The organism is Peribacillus sp. FW305-BF15 (assembly GCF_058783805.1).
The window spans coordinates 53,641-71,269 of sequence record NZ_JBYSYV010000020.1 but is presented as its reverse complement, the minus strand read 5'-3'; the positions used below and the strand labels follow the sequence as shown (position 1 = coordinate 71,269).

At 41.1% G+C, this 17,629-nt stretch carries 15 protein-coding genes; 5 read left to right on the top strand and 10 right to left on the bottom strand.

Annotated elements, in window-relative coordinates:
- Positions 1-603: 603 nt before the first annotated feature.
- Both AC3WLU_RS19785 and AC3WLU_RS19780 read right to left on the bottom strand, forming a co-directional pair.
- Positions 604-1,587, bottom strand: a complete 984-nt coding sequence (locus AC3WLU_RS19785) for an alpha-ketoacid dehydrogenase subunit beta (protein ID WP_095679607.1) — start codon at positions 1,585-1,587, stop codon at positions 604-606.
- A gap of 12 nt (positions 1,588-1,599) precedes the next feature.
- Complete coding sequence (locus AC3WLU_RS19780) at positions 1,600-2,595, bottom strand: thiamine pyrophosphate-dependent dehydrogenase E1 component subunit alpha (protein WP_063576537.1); 996 nt, start codon at positions 2,593-2,595, stop codon at positions 1,600-1,602.
- Positions 2,596-3,362: 767 nt separating this feature from the next.
- Between AC3WLU_RS19780 and AC3WLU_RS19775 the strand changes: the two genes are divergently transcribed.
- The 3 genes from AC3WLU_RS19775 to AC3WLU_RS19765 are packed head-to-tail and all read left to right on the top strand — an operon-like array spanning position 3,363 to position 7,419.
- Positions 3,363-3,842, top strand: coding sequence for a MarR family winged helix-turn-helix transcriptional regulator (locus AC3WLU_RS19775; RefSeq protein WP_057275992.1), 480 nt, complete (start codon positions 3,363-3,365; stop codon positions 3,840-3,842).
- Positions 3,839-5,563 carry an ABC transporter ATP-binding protein gene (locus tag AC3WLU_RS19770; protein WP_492597780.1) on the top strand — a complete coding sequence of 575 codons (1,725 nt, stop codon included), beginning with the start codon at positions 3,839-3,841 and terminating at the stop codon, positions 5,561-5,563. The genes AC3WLU_RS19775 and AC3WLU_RS19770 overlap by 4 nt, the downstream gene beginning before the upstream one ends.
- Positions 5,560-7,419, top strand: coding sequence for an ABC transporter ATP-binding protein (locus tag AC3WLU_RS19765; protein ID WP_492597779.1), 1,860 nt, complete (start codon positions 5,560-5,562; stop codon positions 7,417-7,419). The genes AC3WLU_RS19770 and AC3WLU_RS19765 overlap by 4 nt, the downstream gene beginning before the upstream one ends.
- 52 nt (positions 7,420-7,471) lie before the next feature.
- On the opposite strand, the gene AC3WLU_RS19760 is transcribed toward AC3WLU_RS19765, so the two are convergent.
- A complete protein-coding gene (locus AC3WLU_RS19760; protein ID WP_063576541.1) occupies positions 7,472-7,924 on the bottom strand; it encodes a MarR family winged helix-turn-helix transcriptional regulator in 453 nt (150 codons plus the stop codon).
- A gap of 122 nt (positions 7,925-8,046) precedes the next feature.
- Between AC3WLU_RS19760 and AC3WLU_RS19755 the strand changes: the two genes are divergently transcribed.
- Entirely contained in the window at positions 8,047-8,487 is a 441-nt protein-coding gene (locus tag AC3WLU_RS19755; protein ID WP_063576542.1) for a GNAT family N-acetyltransferase, read from the top strand.
- Positions 8,488-8,770: 283 nt separating this feature from the next.
- Here AC3WLU_RS19755 and AC3WLU_RS19750 read toward each other — a convergent pair whose 3' ends face one another.
- Positions 8,771-10,039 carry an erythromycin esterase family protein gene (locus tag AC3WLU_RS19750; protein ID WP_492597778.1) on the bottom strand — a complete coding sequence of 423 codons (1,269 nt, stop codon included), beginning with the start codon at positions 10,037-10,039 and terminating at the stop codon, positions 8,771-8,773.
- A 29-nt stretch (positions 10,040-10,068) separates the two neighbouring features.
- Positions 10,069-10,422, bottom strand: a complete 354-nt coding sequence (locus AC3WLU_RS19745; RefSeq protein WP_095679613.1) for a hypothetical protein — start codon at positions 10,420-10,422, stop codon at positions 10,069-10,071.
- Between the two features lie 305 nt (positions 10,423-10,727).
- Here AC3WLU_RS19745 and AC3WLU_RS19740 point away from each other — a divergent pair, with 305 nt between their 5' ends.
- Positions 10,728-11,216, top strand: a complete 489-nt coding sequence (locus AC3WLU_RS19740) for a divergent PAP2 family protein (protein WP_492597777.1) — start codon at positions 10,728-10,730, stop codon at positions 11,214-11,216.
- A 201-nt stretch (positions 11,217-11,417) separates the two neighbouring features.
- Here the strand turns inward: AC3WLU_RS19740 and AC3WLU_RS19735 are convergent, their stop codons facing one another.
- From AC3WLU_RS19735 to xsc, 5 genes are all read right to left on the bottom strand, one after another.
- A complete protein-coding gene (locus AC3WLU_RS19735; RefSeq protein ID WP_034312712.1) occupies positions 11,418-12,125 on the bottom strand; it encodes a GntR family transcriptional regulator in 708 nt (235 codons plus the stop codon).
- 250 nt (positions 12,126-12,375) lie between these two features.
- Entirely contained in the window at positions 12,376-13,428 is a 1,053-nt protein-coding gene (locus AC3WLU_RS19730) for a YeiH family protein (protein WP_492597776.1), read from the bottom strand.
- Positions 13,429-13,459: 31 nt separating this feature from the next.
- A complete protein-coding gene (locus tag AC3WLU_RS19725; protein WP_492597775.1) occupies positions 13,460-14,209 on the bottom strand; it encodes a PIG-L family deacetylase in 750 nt (249 codons plus the stop codon).
- Positions 14,210-14,361: 152 nt separating this feature from the next.
- Positions 14,362-15,714, bottom strand: coding sequence for an aminotransferase (locus tag AC3WLU_RS19720; RefSeq protein ID WP_492597784.1), 1,353 nt, complete (start codon positions 15,712-15,714; stop codon positions 14,362-14,364).
- A 143-nt stretch (positions 15,715-15,857) separates the two neighbouring features.
- Positions 15,858-17,621 (bottom strand): sulfoacetaldehyde acetyltransferase, encoded by a 1,764-nt coding sequence (gene xsc / locus AC3WLU_RS19715; protein ID WP_063576547.1) that lies wholly within the window; start codon positions 17,619-17,621, stop codon positions 15,858-15,860.
- Positions 17,622-17,629: the final 8 nt, after the last annotated feature.

The following is a 17,629-nucleotide window of genomic DNA, read 5'->3' as shown; positions in this document are numbered from 1 at the left end:
ACTTTGTGAGAAAAACCGCAAGGCAAGCTGTGAATAATAATGATACAAGGTACTCGGTGAATAATGATAATTCGCTTCTAATATGATCGCTCAATTTTTTCCTCCTTCGAAATATATATTATCTTCATATAATACTTCATGATGAATTTTTTATACGAAATTACCTGCGCCCATAGATTTCAAAAGATAATAGTCCCTTGCTAGTTTCAATGTTCACCAATCACTGTACTGCGTTCAACATTTAAAAATACACAATATTTATTGCTAATATACTGAATTTTGCGTTAATATTGACAATTACAATTCCATAATATGTACTTTCAAACACCATACCAATAGTTTATTATTGGATAATTGTCCAGAATTCTTTTCAATAGTATATATTCATGTAGTGAAAATTCCCAAAAAAGTCACAGGTTTTATATGCTCCCTCTAGCGTAATCAAACGGATTATATTTTAACTATAGATGATTTATTCAGCGCAAAAAAAAAAGCCTGGCAACTATTTTATAGATGCTAGACTTAAGTTCGTTTTTTAGATCAATCCAATTATAAACAACAATTTAAACGGATAAGAAGTGTTCGTATCTCCATGCAGACCATTTAATAGGCAACCAGGTCCCGCAGTGCCTTTTCCACTTTTTCAGGATTCACCATGAATGATTTCTCTAATGATGGTGAATATGGCATGGCAGGAACATCCGGGCCAGCGAGTCTCATGATTGGGGCATCAAGATCGAAGAGGCAGTTTTCTGCAATGATCGCCGATACTTCACTAATGATGCTTCCTTCCTTATTATCTTCCGTAATCAATAGGACTTTTCCTGTTTTAGATGCAGCTTCCATTATGGCTTCTTGATCTAATGGATAAACGGTACGTAAATCAAGTATATGGACGGATATGCCATCACTGGCCAGCCTTTCAGCTGCCTGAAGCGCAAAATGAACACAAAGGCCATAAGTGATCACTGTAACGTCCTCGCCTTCACGTTTTACATCCGCTTTACCAATCGGCAAAACATAATCATCATCCGGCACTTCTTCTTTAATTAAGCGATAGGCTCTTTTATGTTCAAAGAAAAGGACCGGGTCATCATCGCGAATGGCAGCTTTCAATAATCCTTTCACGTCATAGGGTGTAGAGGGCATGACAATTTTAAGTCCCGGTTGATTCGCAAAAATGGCTTCAACGGATTGTGAATGGTATAACGCCCCATGTACACCTCCGCCGTATGGAGCTCTGATGACGATAGGACAATGCCAGTCATTATTGGAGCGATAACGGATTTTTGCAGCTTCCGAAATGATTTGGTTGATGGCTGGCATGATGAAATCAGCGAATTGCATTTCCGCAATCGGCCTCATTCCATACATGGCCGCGCCGATGCCGACTCCTGCGATTGCGGACTCAGCAAGCGGTGTATCAATGACACGCTGTTCACCGAATTGTTCGTATAACCCTGAAGTCGCTTTAAACACGCCGCCCTTTACCCCAACGTCCTCACCTAATACAAATACACGGGAATCACGTTCCATTTCTTCCCGCATCGCCATTATCACGGCATCTATATAAGATATCACTGCCATCTTCTTTCCTCCTTACCTTTCTGCGTAAACGTATTTTGAGAGCGTGTCTTCATTTGCAAATGGAGCATTTTCCGCATAATCCGTCGCTTCGTTCACAACTTCCATTATTTCCTCGTTCAATTGTTTCTCCATTTGATCATCCATGATTCCCACTGCTTTTAAATAGGCACCAAAAGTAATGATTGAATCTATTTTTTTTGCCTCCGATACTTCCTCAGGCGACCTGTATTGACTATCATCATCATCGCTTGAATGTGGTGTAAGCCTGTATGAAACCGTTTCGATTAAGCTTGGGCCCTCACCACGCCTTCCTCTCTCAGCAGCTTCTTTCACCACCCGGTATACTTCGATCGGATCATTTCCATCAACCGTCACCCCTGGCATGCCGTAACCAATGGCCCGGTCGGACACTTTCCCGCAAGCCAATTGCTTTTCAATAGGGACGGAAATGGCATACTGATTATTTTCACACATCAAGATGACCGGAAGTTTATGTACACCTGCGAAATTCGCTCCTTCATGAAAATCACCTTGGTTTGATGAACCCTCACCGAATGTAACGAATGAAACAATATCTTTTCCTTCCATTTTTGCAGCGAGTGCAATCCCCACTGCATGTGGCACTTGAGTCGTAACTGGCGAAGATCCCGTCACGATTCGATTCTTTTTTTGCCCAAAATGCCCAGGCATTTGACGTCCGCCTGAATTTGGATCTTCTGCCTTGGCAAAACTGGATAACATTAAATCCCTGGCGGTCATCCCAAACGCGAGCACCACTCCTAGATCCCTATAATAAGGAAGGACATAATCATTTTCACGATTCAACGCAAATGCTGCACCCACTTGGGCTGCTTCTTGCCCTTGACAGGAAACGACAAATGGAATTTTTCCAGATCTGTTCAACAGCCACATCCGTTCATCCACTCTTCTTGCCAACAACATAATTCTATACATCTCAAGCACCTGCTCATCACTCAGACCTGCCTGTAGATGGCGGTTTTCAACCATATGTCATCATCCCTCCTAATAATTAAAACGGTTTTCTGTTAAAACCAGAATGTTCTCCTCACGCTGTCACCCAATATAAATATGGGTCTTTATATCACAAATTACTAACCTTTCTTTTAGCTGTTTGTTTGTCTCGCAAACTTATATCCTGTTATGTATCTAAGGAAGGGAAAGCCCTTATATGTATGCATGCTTGCCATTTAACACCCTCAAATGCGTTATCATCTACTATTATTACCTGGTACTAACTCAATGCAATATTATCCTACCACTTTTCATCTCACATTTTCAAGTTAATTTCACTTTGTATCGTTGTTTTTACGAGAAAACCTTTCTTTAACAAAGGCTCTTTTCGTAAAGATTGTTGTTTTTAAAACGAAACTATTTTAGGTTGATTGGAACGGAAGTGCGAGACTCCTGCGGGAGCTGCGGGACAGGTGAGACCCCACAGGCGTTTACGCCGAGGAGGCTCACCGCCCGCACCAAGGAAAGCGAGCACCTGGAGGGGAAATCAACCACACTGCACTACTTCGTAAATAGCAACAAAGTATGCGAAAACAGCCTTAACAAAAATACAATGGGTTTAACAGTTTTGGCCTGACCTGACTTTAACTCATTTCCATATACGCACCAAGACTAGATAAAAGCCTGGGTGCTGAAATTATTTATTTGTTGACTAAGCGGAAGAATAGCTGTAAATTAAAATGATTCATAAAATTAAATGTTCGTAATGGAACAGTTCAATACAGAAAGAATGGTGATGTTGAGTGGAGAATGAAAAACAATTAATGCGTTCCGTACAACTATTGCGTTCATTTTGGAACGTACAGAAAAATATCATGCGGTTCGTTCAAAAGACAGCCGCAGAAAATGGATTAACAGTTCCTCAATATTCCATTTTGATGACCATTACCCTTTACAAAGAGACCTCCCAAAAAAATGTCGGGGAGAAAACATTTCTTCCAAAAAGCACCTTGAGCCAAGCGGTCGATGGTCTGGTTCGCGGAGGTTTGCTCCATCGTGAGCCTGTGGAGGGCAACCGGCGTGAGATTCAATTGTCAATCACCGATAAGGGCGAAAATTTATTAAAAACGATTCATTTTCACGAAGGAAGCATTCACCAAGTCTTTCAAACGGCCATTGAAATGCTTTCCGAAGAACAGTTTGAAGAGTTGCTAAAAACACATCTTCAAATTACAAACTTTTTAGAAGCACAAGCAACCGAACAGGGAGAGTGTACAAAATGATAAAAATACTGAAAAATTTATCCGTTTATAAGTGGATTATTTTAGCAGTTATCGGTCTGGTTTTTATTCAGTCCATGTCGGACCTCTTTTTGCCTACACTAATGGCTGATATTATTGACAAAGGCGTTGTTCGAGGAGACACTTCTTATATTTGGAAAATCGGCGGTTTTATGCTGTTGGTTTCCGCACTTGGCGCTTGTGCATCCATAATCGCAAGTTACTATTCGTCCAAAGCGGCAATGGGAATGGGACGCGATCTCCGCCTGAAGGTCTTTAATCACGTTGAAAAATTTTCGTTACAAGAATTTGATGAAGTCGGTACGGCGTCATTGATTACACGTACGACCAATGATATAACACAAGTCCAGCAAGTGGTTATCATGATGCTTCGTATGGTTATCAGTGCACCTATCATGTTAATCGGCGGAGTAATCATGGCTGTATCCATGGATGCAAAATTATCACTTGTCATTGTTGTCACAATGCCTTTTTTGATTGGGTCAATCTTGCTTATTCTATATAAAGGTGTGCCGCTCTTTCAAACGGTTCAAAAACGATTAGACCGGTTGAACCTTGTATTACGAGAAAATTTAACTGGCATTCGCGTCATTCGTGCCTTCAATCGTGAAACACAAGAGAAAGAACGTCTAAAGAAAGCGAATAAAGAATTAACGGATGTCTCAATCAAAGTCAATAAAATCATGGCCTTCATGATGCCTGTAATGATGCTTGTCATGAACTTGACGGTTGTTGGTATCATTTGGTTTGGTGGAGTCCGTATTGATAACGGCGGTATGCAGATCGGGGACTTAATGGCATTTATCCAATATGTTATGCAAATTATGTTCGCTCTCGTTATGGCTTCCATGATGTTCGTTATGGTTCCACGAGCTGCCGTGTCGGCAACAAGGATAAACGAAGTCCTTGACATGAAACCTTCATTCCTGGATGAGGGGACAGAAAAGGCAGATCGTGTACACGGTACCCTTGAATTTGAACATGTTACGTTCAGTTACCCAGGAGCAGAAGAACCTGCATTATCGGATATTAGTTTTTCAGCAAATCCTGGTGAAATCACAGCAATAATCGGTGGAACAGGTTCCGGGAAAACAACTCTTATCAATTTGATCCCTCGCTTCTATGATATTTCAAGCGGAACGATTCGCGTCAATGGTGTTGATATTCGGAAGTCATCACAAGATGAAGTCCGTTCAAAAATTGGCTTTGTACCACAAAAGGCCTCCCTCTTTACAGGTACTATCTCTGAAAACATTCGCTTTGGAAAACAAACAGCCACACAAGATGAAGTTGAGCATGCGGCTCGGATCGCACAAGCGGAGGATTTTATCAGCAATATGAAAGGCGGCTATGAGGCAGAAATCGATCAAGGCGGTTCAAACCTATCAGGAGGGCAAAAACAACGGCTTTCGATTGCAAGGGCACTCATTCGAAAACCGGATATTTATATATTCGATGATAGTTTTTCGGCACTGGACTACAAGACGGATGCCAACCTTCGCGCAGCCCTGAAAGATGAAACGAAAAATTCGACTGTACTTCTCGTTGCACAGCGTGTCAGTACCGTCGTTGACGCTGACCGAATCATTGTGTTAGACGAAGGCAGCATTGTAGGCATTGGAACACACCAAGAGTTGCTTAGCACAAACGACATTTACCGTGAAATTGCCTTATCACAGCTCACAGAGGAGGAAATTGCATGAGTAATCAAAAAAAACCTCAAGGCGGCGGTCAGGTCGGGCATGGCCCTGGTGGCGGTAACATGATGATGATGGGTCAAAAAGCAAAAGATTTTAAAGGAACATTAAAACGTCTATTGACCTATTTAAAACCGAGGCGCAACAGATTGATTTCCGTGTTCTTAGCTGCAATCATGAGTACGATTTTTATGATTTTAGGACCGAAGATCATGGGAAATGCAATTACAGAATTATTCGAAGGAGCTTACGGGAAATTCCAGGGAATACCAGGAGCAGCTATTAACTTTGATAAAATTAGCCAGATTCTTCTACTCCTTGCCGGGCTTTATGCTTTAAGCAGCCTTTTCAGCTATGTACAACAATACATTATGTCAAGTGTTGCACAAGACACGGTATATGACCTTCGAGAAGATGTGAACAAAAAGCTCGAGAAACTTCCACTCAAATATTTTGAAGGACGTCCAAACGGTGAAACACTTAGCCGAATGACAAATGATATTGATACAATCGGGAGCACCCTTCAGCAAAGCTTAACGCAATTCATCACATCAATCGTAACGATTGTGGGAATTATCATCATGATGCTTTCGATAAGCCCATTATTGACATTAATCTCGATAATCAGCTTACCTTTGTCAATATTTGCAATCCGGCCTATTTTAAAAAGATCCCAAAAACATTTTGCCGATCAACAGCGTAAACTCGGACAATTAAATGGTCACATTGAAGAAATATATACCGGCCATCAAGTCGTTAAAGCATTCGGATATGAAAAAAAGGCGAGTGCCCAGTTTACTGAAGTTAATGAAGAATTGTATAAAGCGGGAAGCAAAGCCCAGTTTATATCAGGTATCATCATGCCCGTAATGTTCTTTATCGGAAATTTGAGCTATGTCCTCATCAGCGTTGTTGGCGGAATATTGGTAACGCAACGTTCGATTTCAATTGGTGACATTCAAGCATTCATCACATATTCAAAGCAGTTCACCCAGCCAATCACACAAACGGCTAACATCGCTAACATTATTCAGTCGACGGTTGCAGCCGCTGAGCGTGTTTTTGAACTACTTGATGAAGAAGAGGAAATGAAAGAACAAACCACAGTTAATATAAAAAGGGCAAATGGTGCTGTCTCTTTTGAACATGTGGACTTTGGATATGGGGAAGAAATGTTAATTGAAGATATGAATATCGATGTCTTGCCTGGACAGACGGTCGCAATTGTTGGACCGACTGGTGCTGGAAAAACGACCATGATAAATCTCTTGATGAGATTTTATGAACTCAATGGCGGAAAGATTATGATTGATGGTCTTGATACACGGAATATGTCACGTAATGATCTTCGAAAGAATTTTGGTATGGTACTTCAAGATACCTGGCTCTTTAATGGTACGATTAAAGAAAATATCGCTTATGGCAAAAATGGAGCAACTGATGAAGAAATTTTTGCAGCTGCTCGGACGGCACATGCCGACCATTTCATTCGGACACTGCCAGATGGTTATGAGACAATCTTAAACGAAGAAGGTTCGAACATCTCACAAGGCCAAAAGCAGCTTTTGACAATCGCCCGGGCTGTTCTAGCAGATCCGCCAATCATGATATTGGATGAAGCGACGTCTAGTGTGGACACTCGGACAGAAGTCTTTATCCAAAAGGCCATGAACCGACTGATGGAAGGACGAACCAGCTTTGTCATTGCCCATCGTCTCTCAACGATTAAGGATGCAGATTTGATTCTTGTTATGGAACAAGGAAAAGTGATTGAGAAAGGGACGCATTCAGACCTTTTAAGGGAGAATGGTTTCTACGCAGAGCTATACAATAGTCAGTTCACTGAAAATGTAGCTGGATAATTAGAAAGAGGCTCGATTCCGAAACGGAATCGAGCCTCTTTCTTATAATGTATCAATACCCCCTTTTATTTCCCTTTTTCACAAATTCCCAATCTACCTCAATATTTTTTCTGACTCTTTGAAGAAGATGAAGCATCGTTTCCGCTTCGTCCAAAGAAAATCCAGATAACGCAACCTTGTCAGTATACTCCCCTTCTTTTTTCAAAAAAGGATAGACCTTTTCACCTTTATCGGTTGCATATAGCTTTTTAATTTTTTTGTTTTCCTCATCATTTTTCTTCTCGATTAACCCTTGTATTTCAAGTTTTTTAATGGCACGAGCTGCTGTCGTTCGGTCAACCTTTATCATTTCTGCTAACTTTTCCTGAATGATACCTGGGTTTTCACATATTCGAACAAGATACAAATACTGCCCTTTTGTAAGGTCAAATTCTTTAAATTCGATATTACTTATAGAGTCCAATGCCCTTGCTATCATTCCAATTTCACGGAGTATTTCCTTCATTCAAAAAGCCCCTGACTTTTTTGTTGTATTTACAACAAAAATAATTTCATTTATACTAAAATAGGATATACATTTATTATGACTTGTCTTTTTATATAAATCTAGAAAAGGGATGAAGAACATTGGATTCAAAAAGAATAACTACTGAAAATGATTTAAAAATAGCCTTTCATATCAGAAAAGAAGTATTTGTCGAGGAACAAGGTTTCCTATTAGAATTTGAATTTGATGAATTTGATACACTTAATGCTTTATCTGAACACATATTAGTCTATTATAATGAAAACCCAGTCGGAACTGGAAGATTGAGAGTTGTTGATGGGTTAGGTAAATTGGAGAGAATTTGCATCTTGGAGCCTTACCGTAAATTTGGTCTCGGTAAAATAATACTTAAAACGTTGGAAGAAATTGCAAAGGAACAAGGTATTACTCAGGTTAAATTACATGGGCAAACACAGGCAGAGGGCTTTTATAAAAAACTCGGCTATCGGACTTCATCCGATGTCTTTATGGAAGATGGCGGTCCACATCTATTAATGATAAAGGAACTGGTTAACGAATAAGTGTTAAATGTGAGTAAAACAAAAAATAACCTTTGATTTAAAAGGGCGAAGAACAGAATGATTCATCTATTAACTTTGTATTGTGAATTATACTCCGGATAAGGGACACTTTTCCGACTCTTCTAAATAAAAGAAAGTTTGGTTTACAAGTTTCAGATTTACATTTAACCCCAAAACCCACGCGACCATCACAGTCTTTGGTCAGTATATTTTGCATTTTATGAGAGATATTCACGAACAAAAAGACGAAGCTGTTTATAACATAAACGGCTTCGTCTTTTTATTACCGAACGGGTGCTTTTTCTTGAACGAGCGGGTGAAGGGCCTGGGTTTCATCAAAATAAATAAAAGCATCATATCTATCTGACATCACAGAAGGTACATAGTTACCATATTGTTCATATTCCGGTCTGTATACAACCCCAATCGCCCGATGTCCAATCCTCCCTTGGAATAGCTGACGATTTTCATCAGTGAAAATTAGCAACTTATCATAAGCCCCCGAAAGGTGCATCGCCTCCTCCCAACTTCCCTTCATTGCCGGGGGTACTGTTTTAATTTCGAAATCCACGCCCCACTCCTCTGCTGCTATAACAGTTCCTCTGTAGGTTCCGAAACCTGTGATAAATACATCTTCAGTCGGGTTTTGCTCTCGAATGACCTGGCCGACATTAATCATCCCGGAATCTTTCATATCAGTAGCGCTGGCGTCACCAACATGGGTATTATGTTCCCATACAATCGCCTTGCCTTCAGAGCCGTAAAAATCCATAATTTCATTAAGTGCATCAACCATATGCATATCTCGAATATTCCATGATTTATCATCATGGACGACCATGGTCCTGTAATAATTTTCGGCATTGTATGCTACCAATGCATTCACTTGAAGATTCAAATTCAATTCTTCGTGATGGGGGTATTTTTCTTTTTTTCGTTGAATAGTCGTCAGTAATTTGGCTACTTCCTCTATACAGTCTTCCGAAAAAATACCTGCAGAAACTGCGTACTCCTCGTTATTCCGATTGAATGGCTCAAAACAAGTGAACGCCTGTCTGGCAGCTTCAAGGTCAGTTGAATCAATTTGTTTTAAGTAACGGATAACTTCATCCATGGATTCCCAAAGACTGTATATATCTATCCCATAAAATCCAACTTTCGTTTGATTTTGCCCAGACTCATTGTATTCTTTCATCCATTCAATCAGGTCGATCATTTCCTCGTTTGCCCACATCCAGGTCGGCCAGCGGTCAAAACTTTTTAGCACATCCTTTGCGGATTTAGTCACTAGGTCATAGCCTTTAACATACCTATTTATTGCCTGGCATGCGGGCCAATCGCCTTCAACAGCTACAAAGGTGAACCTTTTTTCTTGAATCAGCTTTTTTGTTATTTCAACTCGTGCCGTGTAAAATTCGGATGTCCCATGTGATGCCTCACCCAGCAAAACAAATTTTGCATTATTAACTTGTTGAATGAGCTTATCCCAATCTGCTTCACTTGTAAGCATGACTGATTGTTCGACTATTGACTGAACAAGATTATGTTTCACCGTTTCTCCTCCTTGTTATCTTACGAACATTATCGTTTGTACTCGGCATTATAAGAATTGGAACCTGCGTGTACGGACAGTAAAGTATCAGCGTATCCCACTAGACGATTTATAAGTTCATCACAAATAGAGTAAACCAGCTGAAAATTTTCTTCCTCAAATAGAACAGGGTCATCCAGTATGACCGTTGTGTTAATGAACATATCTTTGTTTCCATATAGGTTGTAGTGAACGATAGCCTTTCCAGCAGCTCCCCCTGTACCAGGATCATTGAAGCCTGGTATGAATACGAACCATTCTTCTGCAGTAGCGGACCTGAAGTTTTTCGTGAAAGACATTCTCTCGGTTACCGTCATGATCTTTTTTAACTCTTTCGGATTCATATCCTTGATCTTGTTCATTCCATTTCCACCTTAAAACCATGTTAATTATCTTCCGTTATATATTTTCCTTAAGGTTCCCATCCTATAAATATTATTATGAAATAGTGACCTTTTCCGAAAAAAATAAGCCTGAACCCACCTCGGATATGATGCTTCAGCTGAACTCGGACACAGCAAAAAGTGATATCATGATTCATTCATCATGGAACTGCTGCATATAAAAAATATTTTTGGGGTATCAAAAGAGGGAAGATAAATTCCCGGATTGGGTTGGGTTGGACTGGTCTGGAGTGGAGGAGTTGCTCATGGAAAAGATGAATCGGGGAATTTTAACGGCGCTGTCGGCGATTGGCATTGCGCAAGGGCTGAAAATTTTAACGCATTATAAGCTGACGGGAAAGTGGGACTCGAAGCAGGCTTTCACAACGGGCGGCATGCCCAGTTCGCACTCTGCGGGGGTGGCCGCCCTGGCAGCGTATGTAGCAGCGAATAAAGGATGGCTGCATACGGAAACATCGCTTGCGACAGTGTTTGGCGTGATTGTGATGTATGATGCTCAGGGGATTCGCCGCCATACAGGCGAAATCGCTAAGCTCGTGAATGATCTTGAAGATAATATGGCCAAATTTTCCGGAGAGTTTCCGAGCTTTGAGTATGTTGAGCGTGAGAAGGAACTGAATGAACTGCTCGGACATCAGCCTGTGGAAGTGGGAGCAGGTGCGTTGCTGGGAGTTGCCCTTGGGCTTATTTCGGCTAAAATGGAGGATGGCAAGCCCTCAAAACCGAACGGCTGAAAACGGTGGGCAAGCCTTGACCCTTTAGCTCTTGAGGTAAAAAAAATATTTGAGTATAACAATAGGTTATTTTAAAACATGCCTATGTTATTAACATCGGCATACTCTCCAATAAAAATCGTATTATTGGATCCCGGTAGCTTTGAAAATGACCTAAGCCTTTCTTCTTCTTAGAAAGGCTTAGGTCACTTTATGTGGAATTCAATTCTTCCGGGACATTTTCATTGCGAATGAATACATATCCGATCGGAATAACCCTTTATAATATTCTACTAAGTTACCATCAGAATCAAAAATCATTCGTTCTGTAATCAGTAAGCACATCGTTTCGGCTATACCCAAATGTTCTGCATCTTCTTTTGTTGGAAAGCCGCAGGTTATGATTTGTTCCGCTTCACAAAAGTCAATGTTTAATTCACCTTCGAGGGCATCATACAATACGGTTGTACTTAAATCGAATTTCGTCAATTTTTTTCCTAGGTCCAAAGAATAATAATGCAATTCAATGGCTATTGGGACATCCCCCTGTAACCGCAGCCTTTTAATATGGTAAGATTCATCCTCAAACCCATTTGCATCAGCTATATTTTCAGGTGTCATTACACGGCCATGATCTAGTAGTTTAATCCCCATGCTTTTAGTGGTTTCCGTAAAACTTATCATCTTAAGCCATTCTTGCACAGGTTTAAGGGAGACGAACGTTCCCTTCCCATGCCTCTTTTCCAATATTCCCTCACGAACCAGGATGGAAACGGCTTCCCGTACAGTGCTCCTGCTGACAGAATACATATCCATCAGTTCCCTTTCACTCGGGATTTTGTCTTTATAATAACCTTCCAAAATCTGGTTTTCCAATATGGTTTTCAATTGAGCATGTAAAGGGATTGGATTTTTAAAGTCTAGCTCCATAAAATTTCCTCCAAACAGAAAAAGACATCGTAATGTTCGTATCAGTTCTTATATTGTAAACCAAATAGTTATAATATTCAAACATGCCAGCGTTCAATTTTTCCCTTAAATTAGGATTATGTTGAGTTTCCAGCGTTCAAATAGGGTTTTTCTTCGAGTGAATAAAAAAAACCTGAATAGCTCTATGTATTCAGGGCTTATCCTATATGCAACCTTCATCACATTTCAGGCATATATGAAAGCTTATATATTAAATGATAAAGTACGAAATTATGGAAAGCAGCAAAGAGGTAATGGTCATGGCTAAAAGAGGACGCATGGCTTTTGTTCGCAGTGCCTGCAGGCTAACATTCAGTCCAAGACCGATCATGGCCATAGTCAATATAAATGTGGTCGCTTTGGAAATGCCATCCATTACGAGAGGTGAAACCGTAATATAACTTCCAAACACATAACTTCCTATTAGGCTCATGATTATAAAACCCACGAGGAACCATGGAAAATCAATTTTGGCATCATGGCCCATTTTCCCGGATGATCGCTTTTTCATCCAATACATAAAAATGAAACATAAAGGGATGAGTAAAAAGACACGTCCCAATTTGGCGAGGAGTGCAATCGCTAGCGCATCTTCACCAGCCGGTGCTCCTGCCAAAGCAACATGGGCGATTTCATGAAGACTGATCCCAGACCAGATTCCATAATCCAAAGCAGATATTGGAAGGATCGGACGTAAAAGTGTATAAACAATGGAGAAAAGAGTTCCCATTAAAGCGATTATCCCGACGCCTATGGCTGTATCCTCTTCCTTCGCTTTCACGATTGGAGATATTGCCGCGATGGCTGCTGCACCGCATATCCCGGTTCCTACAGCAAGAAGAAGGGAAATGGATGCATCTGCCTTAATCCACTTTGCAATCAGGACCATCACGACTATGGCGAATGTTACTGTCCCTATGTCACGTACCAATAATGGCAGTCCCTGATTGAAAATCACATCGATATTTAATTTCAACCCGTATAAAATAATGGCAAAACGCAAAAGTTTTTTTGCGGAAAATTCGATTCCCGTCCGGAATTTCTCTGGATATCCCGCAATTTGACGATATATCACGGCAATGATGATCGAGCAAGCAAGTGGACCGATTCGATTGAATCCCGAAATCTTCGACAGCCCCAAGCCTAAGAGGGCAATGAAAAAGGTGAAAGCAATACCGCTCAGCCACAAAAGCACCTTATTTTGAAGTGGGTTTTGCTGTGCCTGAAGTGCTTCTTCCAGTGGCTCATATTTTTCTAATTCCATACATTCCTTCCCCCTTTCCAGATAAACTAAATCATCCCATCCTTTCAATCGTTTGAAAAAAATCGGTTTCTTCTAGATTAAGAAGTGAATTCCCTTTGATAAAATACTCGGATTCCTTTAAAAAAGGCAAGCTTGGATTTTGATTCGTCCACAATTCAGGAACCGCTAAAGTCTGGGATCGATGTGACCTTAAGGCACGGATCTTTTTCTTTAAAGTCCCTGCTATATTGATTTCTGTGACACTGCCCGGCCCGTTTTCCTTTAACCATTCATCATAAAAGGCATGCCAAAGGACAAAGTACAAACTATGAACCTTAATAGCTGGAAATACTGGATCTGGATAAAAATCGGGATCACCGGAGTTTAAGAAAGCAAATGCGGCAGCACGGCCAATCGCACAATGGTCTGGATGCCCCCCGTATTTCTCATGGAATGTAATTAGCGCATCCGGCTGAACTTCACGAATCACCTTTACGATTCTCTCCGCCAATAAATCGAAGCTTTCAAATTCAATCGTTTTATCCCTTACGTTTAAAAATCGCAAATCACTGATTCCCAATTCTCCACAAGCTCTTTTTAACTCCTCCACCCTTAGTTCTGGCAATGCCTCCCTTGTTGTTACAATGGGATTTCCCATTCGTCTGCCCATTTCGCCTTTTGTCGCACATAGTAAAGTTATCTGAACACCTCGCTCAGACATTTTAGCAATGGTTCCCCCACACAGGAATGACTCATCATCGGGATGTGCCAGAACCACCAATAACCTTTGTTGTGATTGCATTTTTCCTCCTGTTTTGGATTCCCCAGTTTTCCCACACTGTTAGACTCAATATGAAAAAATGGACATGGATGTCAAATCAGCTAGACATATCATGCCCATCTTCATTTTTTTCTTCTATATAGATAGCACCCTAAAGCTCATCATCTTTTTGATTAGCATAATTCACATAAAACGGATTTAACCGTTTCTATGACAAAGCGTAAATCTTCAACGGTCGAAGATAAAGGCGGTGCAATGATGAGTACATTACCATATCCAGGAATCGTATCACCATTACGTCCGATGATAAGACCCTTTGCCTTGCAAGCCCCGATTATTTTACCCATGAACTCTTCGGAAACAGGCGTTTTTGTCTTTTTATCTTCCACTAATTCAATGCCATATAAAAACCCAACTCCCCGAACCTCCCCTACTTTATCCAGGGCTGCCAATTCAAAGAGCGCGCTTAGTGTCGATTCACTAAGTTCAGATACTCGTTGAACGATGTTTTCATTTTCCAAGATTTCAATGTTCTTTAGCGCAACTGCGCAAGATGCAGGGTGGCCTCCATATGTTGACACATGCCTGAAATGATTTAAATTTCCGTTGTCTTTGAACTTCTCATAAATCCTGGAATTCACTGCCGTTGCCCCAAGTGGAAGATAACCGCTGGTCAAACCCTTTGCCATCGTAACAATATCCGGTTGAACCCCATCTGAGTGCATGAACCCAAACATTTTTCCGGTTCTTCCAAAACCTGAAACCACTTCATCCACAATTAATAGAACATCATGCTTCTTACAGATTTCCGAAACCCTCGTTAAGTATTCTTTTGAAGGAATAAGGACCCCGCCACCAGAGATGAATGGTTCAAGGATAACGCCCGCTACCGTTTCAGCTCCTTCAAAGTTAATGACCTGATCGATATATTCAGCTGCAAGCAAATCGGAGTTTTCAACGTTTTCCCCAAACGGGCTTCGATAACTGTACGGCGGTGGAACATGCAGGAAACCTGGAACCGCCGGATCATATTTCACTCTCCGATTAGCCTGTGCAGTTGCGCTGAGCGCGCCAAAAGTATTGCCATGATAAGCTCTATACCTTGAGATGAACTTGTATTTACCCTGATTTCCATTTTGGGAATGATATTGCCTGGCTATTTTAAAAGCTGTCTCATTCGCCTCAGAGCCACTGTTCGTAAAAAAAGTTGTATAAGGGCCCTTTAAATGTTTACTTATTTTTGCAGATAATTCGATTGCCGGCTTATGACTTAATGTTAAAGGGAAGTAAGATAAGTTAATCATTTGTTCATAGGCTGCCTGGGCAATCTCTTTTCGTCCGTGACCAAGGTTCAAGCACCATAATCCGGAGACACCATCTAAATATTTATCCCCTTTAGTATCAGTGAACCATGAGCCGGATCCTTCTGTAGCCATCATGGGAGCATCCTTCTCATTATAGCGATGCATCGCATGCCATAAATGGTCTTTATCCATTTGAACAAGGTCTTTCGTTTCAGTTTCCATCTTCACTTTTGAAACCCCCTTATTTTTCATTGAATGCAACTAAGTTAAGTTCCCATGCTGTTACAGACCCTTTAATGCGAATTGGTGATGGTGCGATGACCCAAATCGTTCATCAGTCATCGCAGCTGTCCTATCACATTTTTTTATTTATCCCAGTTTTTATGATCTAAATGAGAATATTTTTCTAATAATCTAGTAGGCATTTTTAATGCATCTTTTCTAAATGGCGGAGCCAATTGTGTTCCATCCACTTGTATATCAATGACAGTCGGTTTGTTTGATTTTATTGCTTTTTCAATGACAGCGCCTAACTCGTCTGCTTTTTCCACCCTAATGCCTACAGCACCCATTGATCGGGCAACTTCTGCAAAATCAGGATTTTGGATATCCGCGCCTACAAAGCGGTTATTATAAAAATCGACCTGATTCTTTTTCTCTGCGCACCATGCATTATTATTGAAGACACATGCTATGACCGGTATGTTTTCTTCCACGGCCGTACTCACTTCATGTAAGCTCATGCCCCACGCACCATCTCCAACAATGGCTATAACAGGCGTATTCGGCTCAGCTAATTTGGCACCTAGTGCGGATGGGTAAGCAAATCCAGTATTCCCGAATGTAAGCGCAGCGATATGCCTGCGTCCCTGATTAAATTTCAAGTAAGCGTTTGCAGTTGAAGATACATTACCGATATCTGTAGTAACGATGGCATTTTCAGGCAACACTTTTGTCAATTCCAATAGGGCCCGACGCGGATTGATCGGGGTTCCATCGATCATCGCAAGATTCACCAATTCTTCTTCCCATTTTTGTTTTTCATTCGTAACTTCTACTATCCGCTCTTTTTCTTGTTTTAGGTTTGGTTTATCAGCCTTCAACCGTTTCAAGATTTCACGACTCGCTTCGCGGGCATCTCCGATGATCCCTACTTCCACAGGGTGCGTCCTCGCTATTTGCCTTGGGTTAATATCAATTTGGATGATTTGCGCATCTTTCGGGAAATAATCAATGTCATAGCATGGTAACGTTCCAAATACCGATAATCTTGTACCTACCGCCAATATGACGTCCGCTTTCTTAAGTGTATTCATCGCAGCCTTTGAACCCATGTAACCGATTGGGCCTACTGACAATGGATGATCAGCAGGAAAAGCATCATTATGCATATATGAGACAGCTACCGGAGCCGTTAAATATTCCGCCATATTCTTAATTTCCTCAATGCCATCTGAATCAACCGTTCCCCTACCGGAAATGATCACCGGATACTTCGCCTCGGCTAAAATTTCTGCCGCTCTATCCAAGGATTCAGAAGACCCGCAGCCCCTTTCATCCACGCGATATTGATGTGGTTGAAGTATTTGATCTTCCACTTCACCATAGAAGTAATCACGAGGGATATCGAATAAAACCGGTCCCCTCTCGGCATAGGCAATCCGAAACGCTGTCCTTAGGCAATCAGCGACCCGGCCTGGGTGTGTCACTCTAACTGTTTCTTTCGTGATTGCCTTGAAGATGGAAACCTGATCGCATTCCTGAAAACCATCCCATCCAACTGTTGGAGTACCAGCTGAAGGTGATATGACCACCATTGGAGTATGAGCTTGATTGGCCGCTGCTACAGAGGTGACCATATTCGTCATTCCAGGTCCGTTTTGCCCGATGACAACTCCAGCAACACCAGAGACACGACAATAAGCATCTTCCATATGTGCTGCACTTTGTTCATGGCGGACACCAATGAAACGAATGCCTGCAGTTGGCAATAAATCAAGCATATCCATGAAAGCAGATCCCAAAATTCCCGAGATATGTTTAACTCCCTCGGCCACTAATGTCTCAACGATGGCTTCACTTGGTGTCATTTTTACTTTCGTACCTCTTAACATTTTTGTTTCGACCATAGCACATT